The organism is Rhizobium sp. CCGE531, assembly GCF_003627795.1.
Classification (GTDB): Bacteria; Pseudomonadota; Alphaproteobacteria; order Rhizobiales; family Rhizobiaceae; genus Rhizobium.
In genome coordinates this window covers 318,800-334,265 of sequence record NZ_CP032687.1, presented here as the reverse complement: position 1 = coordinate 334,265, position 15,466 = coordinate 318,800, and the positions used below count along the sequence as shown (strand labels likewise).

Below are 15,466 nucleotides of genomic sequence, written 5' to 3'. Positions count from 1 at the left end.
TGGCCCTGACACCCTGAAGACCCTCGTATTCTGTGGACGCCTGCGTAACCTGACTTTGCGTCACTTTGACAGCAATCAGATCGTCGACGGCACATTGATTGCAGGTGCATAACGAAGAACCGTACGACAATTGCCTCTCGCCTTCTTTAATTAAGGGCTCTAGATGAAGACCACTCGAACTATCCAAGGTAAGACGACAAAACAATTAAAAGTGGCTCCGCTCATCAGTTCGGACCCGCTGTTGTCGTCCAAGATCATAAATTTCATTGAGGGGGCACGCGCAGTCACCCCCGCCGAGGTGGAAGCAAACAGCATCACGCGTTATCGTGTTACAAAATTCTATCGTGAACAGATCATCAACAGTGGTCATTATGATCAGCTTAAATTCATCGTCGAGCCCTCATTCGAAGAGTTCAACGGTCCCGGCACTCTGGATACCAGCGGAGAGCACGAAAACACGGTCGCGCCCGGGTTTCAGCACAAGTACGCGCAAACAGGATTGTTGCTTGCAACGGACCGCTGCGCTTCATACTGCCGTTATTGCTTCCGCAAACGCATTGTTGGCAAGGACTCAGATGAAATCGCAGCTGACCTAGGGCAGATTGCGCGATACATTGGAGCTCATCCTGAGATGACGAACGTCCTGATATCAGGAGGTGACCCGTTCGTGCTCAACACCGCCAGCCTCCATGAAATTCTTGATCATCTGCTGCCATTCCCACATCTGAATTCCATTCGTTTTGGCACAAAAATGCTCGCCTACACGCCCCAAAGGTTTGAGGATCCTGCTCTAGTGGCCTTGTTCGAACGGATCCATGTAGCTGGAAAATCCGCAGTGATCGTTACGCATTTTGACCATATCGGCGAAATTTCGGCCGACGCGGAGCGAAGCATTCGGTCATTGCGGGCGCGTGGTACGCAGTTCCTAAACCAGTGCGTGCTTCTCGCGAAAGTCAACGATGACCCCGACATTTTGGCCGCGACCTTCGCCAAGTGTCACCATATGGGTGTCCGCCCATATTACCTATTTCAAGGCAGGCCGGTGAAAGGTGCATCGCATTTTCAGGTTCCACTGCGCCGCGGCCTGGAGATTTCGCATGGCATCAACCAACGCCTGAGCGGCATTCAAAAGACATTTAAATACATCATGTCGCATTACACAGGTAAGATCGAGATTCTCGACTTTGGAACTGATGGCCGCGTCTATATGCGATATCACCAAAACAAGGCTTCAGAAAAGATCGGAAAGATCTTTTCCCGGCCGAACCTCGAAGGCGCCTGTTGGTTGGACGATCTGCCCGAAGGATGAGATCTGTGGGCGCCAATGCAAACTACCAAATCATTCCCTGTGGAAGTGCCGTGGACGGCGATGATGAACTCTCCCGCCGTGCGGCAGAACCAGTTTTTACGTTGAGATCTTCAGGAAGCATGCGCCGCTGGTGCAGAGACGCCAAAAGCATGACGGTGAGCAGGCAGGTCTCTGAATCACCTGAGCAGGAGCAAGAAGTTGTAGCCAACGGCAGCCAGAACGGCATCGACGGCATCTCCTTTTGTCCGGCGAGATAATTGCGATCCATCCGATGCTCGTTCTTGATGTGGCCGATGACGGGCTCGACGGCTGGCTCTCGTCGCATCTGTCGTTTGATGGCCGGCGTCACGCGGCGCTGTTGTGGCTTGTGAAGACCCGCAGCTTGTGACTCTCAGGTGCATTGTGGCCGCGATATCCGGCATCAGCCAGGATGCGGACAACTCGTTGCCGATCGTCTCCTCCATGTCGGGGATGATGGTCTCGAGGGTGCGCCCATAATAGGGGTTGCCTGGCGGTGCCATGGCATGGAGGGCGAACTGGCCGCCTTTGGAGAGCGGTTCAGTATCGAGGCCACCGAGACTTGACGCCAAACTCGTAAGGCTTGTGCGCCTTGCCTTTACGGATGCATTCGACTTCGTCGGCGTGAGATGTCGCGGATCGTTCGCCCGAGATAGGTCCTTAGCTTGCGCAGCACCCCCAGCCCGCCTGAACTGTTTGGCATGGGCACACCGCTGGTGCTGGATCAGGGCGAATTTGCCCAGCCGTCTGGCGCAGATCGAGCGCCACCCTGCGAGCCAGCCACACGAGCCGCTCCGTGCCCGGTCAATGAGCTTGGCGGCGGTCGGAAACATCATGTTCTTGGACTATTGTATCGACGATCGCCTGCCGCGTGTCCGACGGCTTCATCGCACCGGTCTTGACGCCACCAAGAGCTGTCCTGCAGAAGCGCCTTTATCCGCTACTCGCCCATGCGTTGGCGCCAGCCATGCGACAAACTGCATTTGCGCTGCCATCAGCGACGAACGATCGAACGGCAATGTGTGTTGGAAGAATGTCCCGCCGCAGAAATACTGGAGAGGCTGTCGAGGTAGTGGCGGCATACCGGCTCCATCCGAATAAATCTCACCATATCGTTCTTCTAGAACGGCCAATCGATTGTCTGCGCCAACCAGATAAGTTCGTGCTTCAGATCAATGATCTGATCAAGACGAGACCGGAACGGATCCTGCTCCCGTCTCGCGCCGTTCAGTAAATATCCCCCGGCAAAGCCGGGGGCTTTAGGATATGAGCCGCTCAAAGCGGCTTGAGCGGAACGCAATTGCGTCCCGACGGGCTGGAACCGCCTAAAGGCGGATCATTTCCACATTTCAAGTTGCTCCAGCTGTGTATTCCAATGAAACCGGACGGGGTTTCCGATCATTGACCGGACGCTTATTCCAGCGTTTTACCGGACGCGATTCCGAGGCGAAGCCGGACGGTGTAGAGCGTCTCTGGGTCTGAGTTGATCATTGTCGGCGAATATCAGGCTGGTCAAGCCTGAGTTGCATCCTCGGCTGACAGGTTTCGATGTTTGCGCAGGCTCTCACCGGAAAGTTCGATGCGGTAGGCGTTGTGGACGAGGCGATCCAGCACGGCGTCGGCGATCGTGGGATTTCCGATCATATCGTACCAGTGGTCCACCGGGATTTGGCTGGTAACGATGGTCGAGCGCTTCTCGTAGCGATCCTCAACAATCTCCAGGAGATCGCGGCGTTGCTCGTCGCTGAGCTTCTCGGGGCCCCAATCATCCAGGATCAGGAGATCGGTTTTGGCCAAGCTCTTGAGCACCTTTGCGTAGCGACCGTCGCCTCGTCCCAAGGCAAGCGCGGCAAAGAGCCGGGGCACGCGGTGATAGGCGACGGAAAGATCCTCACGGCACGCCTTGTGGCCGAGGGCGCAGGCCAGCCAGCTTTTGCCGACGCCGGCTGGTCCGATCAATAGCAAGGAGTGCCGCTGTCTGATCCAGTCGCAGGTCGAAAGCTTGAGGAAGAGATTACGGTCGAGACCGCGTGCTGCACGGAAATCGACATTCTCGACCTGGGCGTCATGACGGAGCCTGGCCGCGCGGGCTCGTGCCTCGAAGCGTTTCTGGCGGCGCGTGGTCTGCTCGCGTTCGAGCAAGATCGCGAGCCATTCGCCATGCTGAAGGCTTCTCGCTTCCGGTTGCTTCTCCAGGTCCTGGAAAGCGGTGGCCATGCCGGAAAGGCCGAGTTGGTACAGAGTATCGACGGTGGGATTGGTCAGCATTTTTGATTGTCTCCTAATGAAAGTAGGCTTTGCCGCGAAGATTGGCATGCTCACCGACGGCGGCGGTTTCGGCGGAATGTCTTGGTGCCTTGTAGGTGCTGATGAGGGCGCTGATGCTTTTGCAGGTCAGTCCACCGATCTCGACGGCACGGGCGGACACCGCTTCGGCCTGCATCGTGGGAATTGCCCGATAGAGCTTCAGCACGCCGAGGCAAGTTCGAAAGCCTTGTTCTGGATGAGGACGGTTGGCCAGGATGGCGATGATCAGCCCCTCTGTGTGAGGTCCGATGGATGCACCCCAGCGCTGGAAGCGTTCGGGAGACCATTCTGCGTAACGGCGGTGCGAACTGGGCATATGGTCGGGGTCGGTTCCGTGGCGGGAACCGCCGTAACGGCGTTGGTGGGCCGCAACCCTCTTGCCTTTGAAGAAGACCTCGATTGTGCGGCTCGTGGCCCGGATATCCACCTGCTGGCGGATGAGCGCATGGGGCACGGAATAGAAATAGTGCTCGAACTCGACGTGATAGTCAGTCGACACCCGCGCCAGCTTCCATTCGGCGTATTCGTAAGCCTCCGCCGGAAGAGCCGCCAGTGCCGGGCGTTCCATGGTCTCGAACATCTCCTGGCGGGTTTTGCCAAGCCGCTTCATTACGTGCGTGTTGATCCGCTCGACGGCTCCGCGGATCGCGGCATTGGCTTCCTCCAGTGAGAAGAAGGTCTGATTACGCAGCCGGCCGAGGATGCAGCTTTGGGCAAAACGAACGCCGGCCTCGACCTTTGGCTTGTCTTTCGGGCGCCTCGGTCGTGCGGGGAGGACACCGACGCCGTAATAGGCGGCCATGGTGCCATAACTGCGATTGATCTCTGGATCGTAGAAGCTCGCCTTGTTGACGCCGGACTTCAAATTATCCGGAACGATAAGGCGCGGCACGCCGCTGAAGAAGGCGAACATGCGCACGTGCGAGCCAATCCAATCCGGTAGGGTCTGGGTCCAGGTTGCTTCTGCAAACGCATAACTCGATGCGCCAAGCACGCCGACAAAGATCTCCGCCTCGCGGATCTCGCCGGTCTTGCGATCGACGATCGGCAGCTTCTTGCCGGAATAGTCGACGAACACCTTGTCGCCGGCGATATGGATCTGCCGCATCGTTGGCGTCAGACGTCGCTCAAAGCCGCGGAACAGGTCGCAGAACCGGCTGAACCCGTAGCCATCCGGATGAATCGCCCGGTATTCCTCCCACAGGATCGTCAGCGTCACGCCGGGCTTCTTCAGCTCGACCGCAATGACGCTCCAATCCGGCTCTGGTAGTCGCCGCACCCCTTGTTTGGTGCCTTGCCGGGCGAAAAGTTTGCCTTCCAGGACGTCGTCAGTCAGATCGGCAGGCAAAGGCCATGACAGCCCTGCCGTCGCAGCCCGCCCGATCCCGTCCTGCACCGTGCTGCGGGCAATCCCGAGCAGATCGGCAATATCGCGAACGCTCACGCCGTCTGATCGCAGTCGAAGCAAATGTCGTAGTTGTCTCATGGTCAGCCTTCGTCTCTTCGACATGCCATCTCCTCAAGTTCAAAAGGAAATGCATGCCAAGGTTGCTGACCCAGGGGCACTGCTTACGTTGAAAAACTGTCCGGTATCAAATCGGAATCGCGTCCGGCTAATTCTCGGAATCGTGTCCGGTTTTTGATTGGAACGCCGTCCGGTAAATCATCGGAATCTGGAGGGTTATGTGAGGTCGCATCCGTCGTCGCGGCAAGCTCGAGCGACCTCACATAAGCCGGATTGAAGTAAGGCGCGGGTTGTTTGGCGCTGTTATGGGAATAGTAGAGCACGTTGTTTGACGGCGATATCAAATTGGTCGCGTGCGGCGGTCGCACTACCGAATTTTGGCTTGATCTGGCGACCGTCGCCAGCAGATTGCCGGGCGATTGGCGGCGATTTTTGCACTCTCAATGCACCCTGTCGGTCTTTCGGGGTGGCCAGGGTCAAGCGGTATCGCGCGCCGGAAAGGCGTTTGGTTTTATGAATATATTGGCCAGTATTCGGCTTGCCGGACATCATGACGTATCGCACCTGAACGATGACGGCTGCGGCGGTGAAACAGGCGCAACGTTGATGCCGGTCCTGCGCATGGGACGCCGGCAGTCGGGGCATTCGTAGGACTGCCCGTGCTGTGATTTGCCGGTCTGGGGTTGCTCGCCTGCTGGTGATGGCGTGTAGAGGAGCTCCCTGCAGAGACCGATCCGATCCCGTCGGTGGCTATTGGCGAGAAAGCCGAAGTGGCGCATGCGGTGGAAGCCGTCAGGGAGCACGTGCAGAAGAAAGCGGCGGATGAACTCGTGCGGGTTAAGGCGCATGATCTTCTCGCGGTCGCGACCATTGCTACGGTAATCCTTCCATCGGAAGGCAACATGGCCGTCATTGACCTCGACGATGCGGCTGTTGGCGATGGCAACACGATGGGTGTAGCGGCCGAGATAGGCGAGCACCTGGTCGGGGCCGCCGAAAGGCGGCTTGGCGTAGACGACCCATTCACTGCGACGAGCGTGCGCGAGATGGCAGGTGAAAGCGGCGGGGTCGGCAAGGTGCGCAAGCGCGTTGGAAAAGCGAAGTTCACCGTGAGCGAAGGCGTCAGCAAGGGCCGTCAGAAAGAGCCGCCGGAATAGCCGCGACAGCACGCGGACAGGCAAGAAGAAGCCCGGCCGGCATGCGATCCACTTTGACTTATCCGGTGAGAGACCGCCGCCGGGTACGACGCAGTGGACGTGGGGATGGTGGGTCATGGCCTGGCCCCAGGTGTGAAGCACGGCGATGATACCGATCTCGGCACCCAGCCGCTTGGGCTCGGCGGCGACCGTCTGCAGCGTCTGGGCTGCGATCCGCATCAGCAATGCATAGACGACCGCCTTGTTGTGAAAGGCGATCTCGGCGATGCCTGATGGTAGCGTGAAGACCACATGAAAGTACGGGACCGGCAAGAGATCGGCGACGCGTGCATCGACCCACTCCTTGCGGGCCGCGCCTTGGCACTTCGGGCAATGGCGATTGCGGCAGGAATTATAGGAGATGCGGGTCCTGCCGCAATCGTCGCAGGCATCGACGTGCCCGCCGAGCCTTGGTGTGCGGCAGGCTTCGATCGCGCCCATGACACGTCGCTCGCCGCGGCCAAGATGACCGGCGTTCTCACGCCTGTAGGAGCTCCCATGTCGTCGAAAGATATCGGCGACTTCGAAGGTGGAGCGCAACCGATTACGATTCCGGCGGCGTCACCTCCAGGCGTAATCGATCGAGCGGACTGGCCGTCGACCGGATCGTGTCGGTAGAGACCTGCGTATAGCGCGCTGTCGTCGAGAGGTTGGCGTGGCCGAGCAGGACCTGGATGATGCGGATATCGGTGCCGTTCTCGAGCAGGTGAGTGGCAAAGGAATGCCGCAGCGTATGGACGGTGACGTGCTTGGAAAGACCCGCCGCCGCAACCGCCGAACGGCAGGCTGCGTGCAGCACCGACGGCTCGATCGACTTGTCAGGATCGCGCCCAGGAAACAGAATGTCCTGGGGCCGCGCCAAGCGCCAATAGCTGCGCAGGATCCCGAGCAGTTCCGGCGACAGCATGACGTAGCGGGCTTTGCCGCCTTTGCCACGCGTAATGTGGATCACCATTCTTGAACTGTCGATATCGTTGGCACGAAGACCACAGACCTCCGAGACTCTGAGACCAGCGGCATAGGCTGTTGTCAGAGCCACCCGCGCCTTCAAGCTGGAGACGGCTTGCAGAAATTCGACGACCTCGTCGCTGGAAAGAACAACCGGCAACTGGCGAGGCTCTCGCGCATACGGAATATGCTCCGGGATTGTATCCTGGCCGAGCGTCACGCCATAGAGGAACCGGAGTGCGCAGACGATCTGGTTCAATCCGGACCAGGATATACCCGTCGAGACGAGGTGAACCTGGAAGGCATGAATGTCGTCCAGGCCCAGACGATCCGGCGATCGGCCAAAATAGCGGCTAAACTTCGCGACTGCATAAAGATAGGATTGCTGCGTGGCCGGAGATAGATTGCGGACAGTCATGTCCTCGATCATCCGGCGACGCAGAGGGCTCATCTCGGCCATCTGGATCTCCTGTCTGAAGGGTGGGTTTGCAACACCCAAATCCTCTCAGACAGGAGGCATCTCTCAAAGCGGGCACCAATTGCCGCGATTAGCGGCTTAGTTCAATCTACACTCCAGCCTCAAATCCTCTTTCTCTTGGTTGCGAATGTATTGCCTGATCGCTTCCTCGTCTCTCCCAACGGTCGAGACAAAATAGCCCCGAGCCCAAAAGTGCTGCCCGGCGTAGTTTCGTTTGCGCTCGGCATAGGTCCTGGCAAGGTGGATCGCACTCTTGCCCTTCATGTAGCCAACAACCTGGCTCACCGCATATTTCGGCGGGATCGACAAAAGCATGTGCACGTGGTCAGGCATCAGGTGCCCTTCCTCAACTCGGCACTCCTTCTGCTGCGCAAGTTGGCGGAATACCTTTCCAAGGTGCGGCCTCAATGTTCCATAGAACGTCTTGCGCCGGTATTTCGGTATGAACACAACGTGATATTTGCACTCAAATACGCTGTGGCTTAGGCTTTCATAAGCGTCCATCGGTGTTGGTCCTTGTGTCTGCGTGGTGGCGACACTGCAAACCTTCATCGATGGACTGCCGGAACTGTCAAACTGCTACTGCCTCCCCGGCAAAGCCGGGGGGTCTCCCGCTGACGCTAGGTCTCGACATTTGTTGGCTCCCATTGTTCCTGACGCAATGCGACAGCTTTCTTGCGACACCGACTAATTGGACGCGTACGATGTACTTGAAACATCAACTACTTCCGGATAATTCGCGGCCGACTACCTTGGCCTCGTTTGACGAACTTGACAGATTCAACTTCAAATAGACGCTGCATAGGCCCCTCAAAAGTTTACAGAATCTTTGCACAAGCAACCCCCCGACAATGATACGCTAACATAAACTGAAGATACGCCTTGAGTGAGAGAGGGAGACTTTGCAATTTGCCCTCAGATCATCCAGAGCGTCAACGTCGGAGCTCCGCGTAAATGGCAAGAAGAGCGCTCATCCTAGTTGAAGGTAGTAGAGGTAATGGTCCTCTGTATATTCAAGCTGCCCAGCGCCTTGGCATTCAACCAATTACTCTATCGGTTGACCCAGCTCAGTACGACTATATTTCGGCAAAAAGGGTACAAGCAATCCGTGTCGATACAGGCGATCTCGATGCAATGATTCATGAGTGTACCCAGCTACGTGCGACTTATGACATCGCGGGTATCACTGGGTTCGCGGGCCGAGATGAATCGGTCTATGTGACAGTTGGGAGGCTCTGCCGCCATTTCGATCTACCCGGACCAGACCCAGCATCGATTGAACAGTGCTACGACAAATTCGTTCAACGTCAACTCCTCGCACGGGCGGGCGTTCCAATACCTGCCTACCGCTTGGCAACGGATGCAACGGACGTTGAAAGCTCTGCAGAGGAGATTGGTCTGCCGGTGATACTTAAGCCAGTCACTGGCAGCGGCAGCAGCGGGGTCCGATTATGCCGCAACATCACGGAGGTGGCTGAACACACGACTTATCTGCTGGGCGGTAAGCACATCTGGCGATCTTCGCCAGGGATACTAATCGAAGAGTTCGCTCAAGGATCATACTATAGTGTCGACACAATGGGGAATGAGGTCGTTGCAATTGGCACCGCCAAGTTTGGCAGCCCACCGCATTTCGTCGTTCGTGAGAGCATCTTTCCGGCGCCCCTAACTGATGGTCAATGTAAGTGCATCGCCGATGTTTCACTAAGCTGCTTACGAGCTCTCGGTCTTGGTTGGGGGCCAGCGAACATTGAATTGCGGTGGACGAAGCGAGGTCCAGTCGCTATTGAAGTCAATCCGCGTCTTCCGGGTTGGACCACTCCTCGGCTGGTTCAGCTGGCGTACGGTGTCGATCTCATCAATCAGCACATCAAGCTTGTCATAGGCGAGAAATGGGATTTGAGCCGAAGACGTTCGCAGACGGCGGCCGCACGATTCCTAGTTCCTGATACCGATGGCATCCTCGATTGGATCGATGGCGATAGGCAGGCAGCCGCTGAACCCGGTGTCGCCGAGATTGAACTGTACCTTAAACCGAAGACGCCGTTCGTCAGGAAAAGCGATGACCGAGACTCGATTGGACACGTCATTGCCACCTCACCCAGTCGCAGTCAGACCGAGATCATACTTGAGCGTGCCGTTAACCTAATCAGTTGGTCGATTACACCTTTTCCGAACATTGGCGAACAGGAACAATTGTAAGCATCTGCTCGAGCAGCTTTTGAGATGCAGTACGCATTCGGCGAGGACCGCATTAATTTCGTATTTGCTCGTGATAAGCTCTCGCAAGGGATATCGACGATGCGGGGCTGGCGCTGTCGTGGCTTGTGAAGACCCGCAGCTAGTGACTCTCAGGTGCATTGTGGCTCCGCCGTGTGCGGCGTCTACGCCCCATTGATTTTTTCAGTTTCAGCGACTCAACAATAGTGTTTCCTGAGGCCGGATATGAGCTCACCGGATAGTACCTGACGAGCTCATTGTGAGGCCTTGATGCGAGCGGCATAGGCCCACGGCATCAGGGCATCGATGTCTTTGGCGAGGTGGCGGTTTGCGAGGCGGGTGAAGAGGTCGCACAGATAGGCGTAGGGTTCAACGCCATTCATTTTACAAGTGCCGATCAGGCTGGCAAACCGAGCCCAATTGCTGCCCCCTTCATCGTGCCCCGCAAAGAGCGCATTGCGGCGGTTCATGGCCGGTCGGCGGATCGCGTTTTCCACCAGGTTGGAGTCGATATCGACGTGGCCGTCGTCCAGAAACAGCCGGAATCCGTCCTGCCGCGTCAGCATATAGGCCAGGGCTTTTCCGAGGTCGGACTTGCGTGAGACGCGCTGGGCTTGCGCTGCCAGCCAGGTGAAGAATTCGTCCACCAGCGGGAGGGACAGGTCCTGTCGAACTGCCCGGCGATGTTCGGGATCTGAGCCCCGGATACTGCCTTCGATCTTGTAGAGCGCGGCGATCCGCACCAGCGCCTCGTCGACGATGGGCGATCCACTCTTTGGCGCGGCCTTGATCAGCTTTCTGCGCCCGTGCGCCCAACAGAAAGCCAGCTTCAAGGGATCACCGCCCATCCGGTCCGACGTGGCGAGGTGAGAGTAACCACCGTAGGCATCCACCTGGATTGTCCCGTTGAACCCGTCGAGGATTTCAGCGGCATATTCGCCTTTACGCCCGGGTCGATAATGGAACACCACGCCCGGCGGCGCAGAACCGTTCCAGCCGCGGTCGTCACGCAACACGGCCCAGAGATAACCGGTCTTCGTCTTGCCTCGCCCCGGATCCAACACCGGAGCCGTGGTCTCGTCGACATAGAGCCGCGTGCTTTCAAACAGCAGCCGTTTTGCCATGTAGTCGACCACCGGTGCGATTTCGCTGCCCGTGCGCCCCATCCAATCGGAAAGGACCGTGCGGTCTATCGGCACGCCGTGTCGCGCCATGACCTCGGCCTGCCGGTTGAGCGGCATATGTTCGGAATGCTTGGAGACGGCAATCTCAGCCAGAAGGGCTTCCGTCGGCCAGCTCCCTTCCAAGAGATGCGCCGGCGCTCTGGCCTGGACGACGCCCGTTCGACCCTTGGGGCAAGCGTATTTCGGGCGGATCGTGACGATCACCTCGTAGCGTGCCGGAATCCGGTCGAGCCGTTCCGTCCGGTCTTCACCGATCCGGACCATGTTGCCGCAACCACAGGGGCAGACAATACTGTCGGGCTCGATCACCTTCTCGACCCGCGGCAGGTGTTCGGGTAATGCACGGGCCTTACGCTCCTTGCGAGGGGCGGCCTTGTCCGGATCGGATGCGCCGGCTTCGATCTTTTTCTCGACGGCGGCGATCCGCGCCTGTGTTTCGGCAATCGCCGTTTCAAGGTCTTCCAGCGCCAGTTCCATCTGCGCCGGATCGAGCTTTTCCGATTTCGGCCCGAACTTCGTGCGCCGATAGTCGTGAACCTGCCCCTCAAGCTTCTCGACCAGTTCCTTCAGCTCGGCGATGAACGCGTCCCTTTCGGCAACCACAGCCTGCTCATGTTGACGTGCAGCACGCTCGACCGACAGTTCGAACTCCATCGCCGCAAAGGCTTTGACAACCTCTGGCGGAAGGTCCGGAAACAGGCTGAGATCAAGGGGCGATGACATGCGGCCTTATAGCAAGGCAGCACAAACCAAATAAAACAATGCAAAGGCGGCCGGATATTTACCCCGCCGCGGACGGCGCGGTCACCCGTTGCGCCATGACCCGTCGCCAGTCAAGACCTTCGAACAAAGCCTCATATTGAGCCCTGGAAAGACGCATGGTCCCATCCTGAACCTTGGGCCAGGCAAAGTTTCCATGTTCAAGAATTTTGTACCTTATCTGAGAATGCAGCCTCAACCAGCGCAGATCAGCAGCTAGTGCGGGTCACGCATCCGTTTCATCCTCTATTCGCACGGCAGCTGCCCTGCGTTGGCAAGCGAAGTAACTTACAGGGCAGCCGTTTGCTGTTGCAGACCGACGATGGCGCCATATGGCCGCTTCCCCCTCAATGGACTGATCTTGTGAGCGTTGATCCGGAAGTTGCCGCGAGCAACGGGCGGGCGCTCTTGCTGGTTTCGAACTTGATGGAATTGGCCAACATGGTGGAACACCTTTGTGACAGGTTGGCAGCGCGGTCGCGAGCGGAGTGTAAGGATAATTATGCCGCTAATGTAAATGAGATTATGCCGCAAGAGGACTCGCAATGAGCAATATATCCCGATTTGTACGGCACATTTCCCTAATTTGCTCAGAGAATGTCCTTGATACAAATCAGAAGTGCGGTATAATTAGCATTACATTAATGCTCGATCTCATACCCGGAGCCCGCAATGCCTGCGAAGTACGGCGGCAAGCGATCAAAGATGGATGCCCTCATCGACGAGGGCACCTTCAATCCAAATTCCGAGAAGGTGCGCGACCCGAAGTTCCGCGGCAGCGAGTTCTTCGATCCGCGCGACGCCGTCCAGGTCAAATACGAGATGCTGCGACGCGTCTCCGTCGACAACGTCTCGGTAACGGACGCTTCCGACGAGTATGGTGTTTCCAGACCGACCTACTACCAGGCCAAGGCAAACTTCGACACGAGTGGGATTGCTGGACTGGTGCCGGCAAAGCCGGGTCCCCGCGGGCCCCACAAGGTCGACGACAAAGTCCTGGCATTTCTGCAGGCAAGGCTGGTTCCGGGCGTACCCGTTCATGCACGCGAGCTCGCCAAGATGGTCCGCAACGAACTCGATATCGAGCTTCATCCCAGGACGATCGAGCGGGTGTTAAAAAAAACGATCTGCTAGACGTTGCCACGGGACCGGCATGTTCATTGCCGGCCATCGCGGACCAGTACGAGATGCTGCGCAGTGCAGCTCTCGGCGAAGTTCTGCCGCTCAAGGCCCGTAGCGGCCTCATGCTTTTTCTGCGCCGCGGCATGTGGGGATGGGCCCGTGCACTGCCTGCGGCGGCAAGCCCTGATCAAGACCCGTTTTACCTGTCATTGGCCACCCGACCGGCGCGCGACGACCTCAGCGCCGTCGTTCATGTCCTGGCGACCATCGCCATGAGCATCCACCAACGGAGAGCACCATGAACATGAATGTACACCTCAAAGTCCAGTCCCATCACCGTGAACGCAGCGCCTACCTCTACATCCGCCAATCTTCGATGCGGCAAGTCATCGACAATACCGAGAGCGCCATGCGGCAATATGCGCTTCGCGGGCGCGCTATCGCACTTGGTTGGCGCGAGGAGCAAATTATCGTCATCGATAACGATCAGGGTGAATCCGGCGCATCGGCGGTCTGGCGCGAGGGATTTCAGCGGCTGGTCAGCGATGTCGGCATGGGGCATGCCGGGATCGTCATGGGTCTGGAGGTCTCCCGGCTGGCGCGCAACAATGCCGACTGGCAGCGTCTACTGGAGATCTGCGCCCTTGCTGACACCCTGATCCTCGACGAGGACGGTGTCTATGACCCGGCAAGTTTCAACGACCGCCTCCTGCTCGGCCTCAAGGGAACAATGAGTGAGGCCGAACTGCATGTGATCAAGGCAAGGCTGCGCGGCGGTATTCTCAACAAGGCACGGCGCGGCGAGTTCCGTTGCCCCCTGCCAACCGGACTGGTCTATGACCATTCCGGCAATGTGGCTCTCGATCCGGACATGCAAATTAGAGAGACGATTGCTCATTTCTTTGAGACGTTCTCTCGCGTCGGATCCGCCTCCCAGACCGTCAAGGCCGTTCGTCAGGAAGGTATTCTCTTTCCCTCCCGCCTGCACGATAGCCAGACTGTTTTTCGGCCACTGACGCCTTCGACGGCGATGCGCGTGCTGCAGGGACGGGCCGTGTGTGGGCAATGCGGCAGGCATTTTCACATGCGCTACGCTGCCCGACGCGGTCGACAGGAAGCCTGGTACGTTTGTGACCGCGCCCGTAGCAATCGCGGAGAACACGTGTGCCAGGCGATCGCTGCTCCTCCCGTCGACGAAGCCATCGGCATGTTGATCGCGGATCAGATGACGCCGGCAGCCGTCGAACTGGCAATTGAAGTCCGCAAAGAAATCGAAGCGCGACATGAAGAGGCGGACCGGCTGCGCTGTCGCGCAATCGAGCGCGCCCAAACCGAGGCCGATCTCGCCCAGCGCCGTTTCATGCTCGTCGATCCCAATAACCGCCTTGTCGCCGACACGCTCGAAGGGGAATGGAACGAGAAGCTCCGCATCTTGGCTAATGCCCGCGAAGAGCGCGAGCGCGCCCAGGAGCACGATCAATTCATCCTCAATAAGGCCGTCCACGAGCGGTTGGTCACAATGACGGCGGACTTCAAAAAGCTCTGGACCAATTCAGAGACCCCGAACCGCGAACGAAAGCGCTTGCTTGCCCACATCATTGAGGATGTCACCCTCCTCAAACTACCGAAGAGAGGCACAACCAAGGCTCATATTCGCTTCAAAGGCGGCAAAACCCAGACACTCGTCACCATCAGCCCAAAATCGCCCAGCCAGCAGGTCAAGACGAGCCCCGACGTCATCCAACTGATCGATAAACTCCTCGACGATCATATTTTTTCCGAGATCGCCGACATTCTCAACAATCAGGGATACCGTCCGGGCTCGGTGACGCGCCGTGACCAGCGCAACGCCCGCTTCACAACCAAACGCGTCACCTATCTTGTTCGCGAATACAAGCTGAGATCACGCTATGACCGACTCCGGGATCGTGGGATGTTGACAAAGAAGGAGGCGGCTGCACACCTCAATATCCATGAGCATACCCTCGCCAGATGGGCTGAACATGGCCTCGTCACCAGCCATGCCTACAACGGACACTATTACCTGTACGAGCTTCCGAAGAGCGATTTACCGCAAAAGCAATGCAGTCGATGGAACCAACTCGTCGATCGCCTCGCCGCCCATAAGGAAAATGCCAGACACGCCAAAACCTTCAACTGAATCCGAAAGAGAGATGCAGTATGAATGCAGATCGTTGTAGGTTAGCACCATTCCGGTGCCATCCCACACCAGGATCTTCAGGCGATCGCCGCGCTTCGACCGGAAGATCACCGTCACCCCGGAATGCGGATCGAGCTTCAACTCGGTCTGCACCATCAGAGCCAGCGCCTGATGCCCACAGCGGAAGTCAACCGGCCGCGTTGCAATCAGGATCGGCAGGCGTTGGCCCGCGACGATCATGCCGTCCCTCGCATGGCTCGCACCAGAGCGGCGATCCGTTCAACGGGCACATCGTTAGT

Annotated in this window: 13 protein-coding genes and 1 pseudogene; 5 read left to right on the top strand and 9 right to left on the bottom strand. The window is 57.9% G+C overall.

Annotated features, from left to right (window positions below):
• Nucleotides 1–163: 163 nt before the first annotated feature.
• The gene (locus CCGE531_RS31425; RefSeq protein WP_120670870.1) at nt 164–1,309 is read left to right on the top strand and encodes a lysine 2,3-aminomutase; all 1,146 of its coding nucleotides are present in this window, start codon (nt 164–166) and stop codon (nt 1,307–1,309) included.
• Nucleotides 1,310–1,485: 176 nt separating this feature from the next.
• Here the strand turns inward: CCGE531_RS31425 and CCGE531_RS31420 are convergent.
• From CCGE531_RS31420 to tnpA, 7 genes and pseudogenes are all read right to left on the bottom strand, one after another.
• A pseudogene (locus CCGE531_RS31420) lies at nt 1,486–2,558 on the bottom strand (IS5/IS1182 family transposase).
• A gap of 281 nt (nt 2,559–2,839) precedes the next feature.
• On the bottom strand, nt 2,840–3,595 hold the full coding sequence (gene istB, locus CCGE531_RS31415; RefSeq protein WP_065091859.1) for an IS21-like element helper ATPase IstB: 756 nt from the start codon (nt 3,593–3,595) through the stop codon (nt 2,840–2,842).
• 13 nt (nt 3,596–3,608) lie between these two features.
• Nucleotides 3,609–5,144, bottom strand: coding sequence for an IS21 family transposase (istA, locus tag CCGE531_RS31410; protein ID WP_120670869.1), 1,536 nt, complete (start codon nt 5,142–5,144; stop codon nt 3,609–3,611).
• A gap of 258 nt (nt 5,145–5,402) precedes the next feature.
• The gene (locus tag CCGE531_RS34580; RefSeq protein WP_162944139.1) at nt 5,403–5,651 is read right to left on the bottom strand and encodes a hypothetical protein; all 249 of its coding nucleotides are present in this window, start codon (nt 5,649–5,651) and stop codon (nt 5,403–5,405) included.
• Nucleotides 5,648–6,835: an IS91 family transposase gene (locus CCGE531_RS31405; RefSeq protein WP_120670868.1), complete on the bottom strand. Its 1,188-nt coding sequence runs from the start codon at nt 6,833–6,835 to the stop codon at nt 5,648–5,650. The genes CCGE531_RS34580 and CCGE531_RS31405 overlap by 4 nt, the downstream gene beginning before the upstream one ends.
• Nucleotides 6,836–6,839: 4 nt before the next feature.
• Complete coding sequence (locus CCGE531_RS31400; protein WP_120670867.1) at nt 6,840–7,703, bottom strand: site-specific integrase; 864 nt, start codon at nt 7,701–7,703, stop codon at nt 6,840–6,842.
• Nucleotides 7,704–7,799: 96 nt separating this feature from the next.
• Nucleotides 7,800–8,225, bottom strand: a complete 426-nt coding sequence (gene tnpA / locus CCGE531_RS31395) for an IS200/IS605 family transposase (RefSeq protein WP_120670866.1) — start codon at nt 8,223–8,225, stop codon at nt 7,800–7,802.
• 450 nt (nt 8,226–8,675) lie between these two features.
• On the opposite strand from tnpA, the gene CCGE531_RS31390 reads away from it, so the two are divergent.
• Entirely contained in the window at nt 8,676–9,923 is a 1,248-nt protein-coding gene (locus CCGE531_RS31390) for an acetyl-CoA carboxylase biotin carboxylase subunit family protein (protein WP_120670865.1), read from the top strand.
• 272 nt (nt 9,924–10,195) lie between these two features.
• Here CCGE531_RS31390 and CCGE531_RS31385 read toward each other — a convergent pair whose 3' ends face one another.
• Entirely contained in the window at nt 10,196–11,848 is a 1,653-nt protein-coding gene (locus tag CCGE531_RS31385) for an IS66 family transposase (protein ID WP_120670864.1), read from the bottom strand.
• A 708-nt stretch (nt 11,849–12,556) separates the two neighbouring features.
• Between CCGE531_RS31385 and CCGE531_RS31370 the strand changes: the two genes are divergently transcribed.
• The 3 genes from CCGE531_RS31370 to CCGE531_RS31360 are packed head-to-tail and all read left to right on the top strand — an operon-like array spanning nt 12,557 to nt 15,167.
• A complete protein-coding gene (locus CCGE531_RS31370; protein WP_120670862.1) occupies nt 12,557–13,018 on the top strand; it encodes a helix-turn-helix domain-containing protein in 462 nt (153 codons plus the stop codon).
• A 26-nt stretch (nt 13,019–13,044) separates the two neighbouring features.
• Nucleotides 13,045–13,308 carry a hypothetical protein gene (locus tag CCGE531_RS31365; RefSeq protein WP_037136419.1) on the top strand — a complete coding sequence of 88 codons (264 nt, stop codon included), beginning with the start codon at nt 13,045–13,047 and terminating at the stop codon, nt 13,306–13,308.
• Nucleotides 13,305–15,167: a recombinase family protein gene (locus CCGE531_RS31360; RefSeq protein ID WP_348633856.1), complete on the top strand. Its 1,863-nt coding sequence runs from the start codon at nt 13,305–13,307 to the stop codon at nt 15,165–15,167. Before CCGE531_RS31365 ends, CCGE531_RS31360 begins: the two co-directional genes overlap by 4 nt.
• Here the strand turns inward: CCGE531_RS31360 and tnpB are convergent.
• Nucleotides 15,075–15,407, bottom strand: a complete 333-nt coding sequence (tnpB, locus tag CCGE531_RS31355) for an IS66 family insertion sequence element accessory protein TnpB (RefSeq protein WP_081598427.1) — start codon at nt 15,405–15,407, stop codon at nt 15,075–15,077. The genes CCGE531_RS31360 and tnpB overlap by 93 nt on opposite strands.
• Nucleotides 15,408–15,466: the final 59 nt, after the last annotated feature.

Bases quoted from the DNA above. Each gene is read 5' to 3' on its own strand.
- CCGE531_RS31360 (WP_348633856.1), top strand. From the start codon at position 13,305: ATGAACATGAATGTACACCTCAAAGTCCAGTCCCATCACCGTGAACGC.
- CCGE531_RS31425 (WP_120670870.1), top strand. From the start codon at position 164: ATGAAGACCACTCGAACTATCCAAGGTAAGACGACAAAACAATTAAAA.
- CCGE531_RS31390 (WP_120670865.1), top strand. From the start codon at position 8,676: ATGGCAAGAAGAGCGCTCATCCTAGTTGAAGGTAGTAGAGGTAATGGT.
- CCGE531_RS34580 (WP_162944139.1), bottom strand. From the start codon at position 5,651: ATGATGTCCGGCAAGCCGAATACTGGCCAATATATTCATAAAACCAAA.
- istA (WP_120670869.1), bottom strand. From the start codon at position 5,144: ATGTCGAAGAGACGAAGGCTGACCATGAGACAACTACGACATTTGCTT.
- tnpB (WP_081598427.1), bottom strand. From the start codon at position 15,407: ATGATCGTCGCGGGCCAACGCCTGCCGATCCTGATTGCAACGCGGCCG.
- CCGE531_RS31385 (WP_120670864.1), bottom strand. From the start codon at position 11,848: ATGTCATCGCCCCTTGATCTCAGCCTGTTTCCGGACCTTCCGCCAGAG.
- CCGE531_RS31400 (WP_120670867.1), bottom strand. From the start codon at position 7,703: ATGGCCGAGATGAGCCCTCTGCGTCGCCGGATGATCGAGGACATGACT.
- istB (WP_065091859.1), bottom strand. From the start codon at position 3,595: ATGCTGACCAATCCCACCGTCGATACTCTGTACCAACTCGGCCTTTCC.
- tnpA (WP_120670866.1), bottom strand. From the start codon at position 8,225: ATGGACGCTTATGAAAGCCTAAGCCACAGCGTATTTGAGTGCAAATAT.
- CCGE531_RS31370 (WP_120670862.1), top strand. From the start codon at position 12,557: ATGCCTGCGAAGTACGGCGGCAAGCGATCAAAGATGGATGCCCTCATC.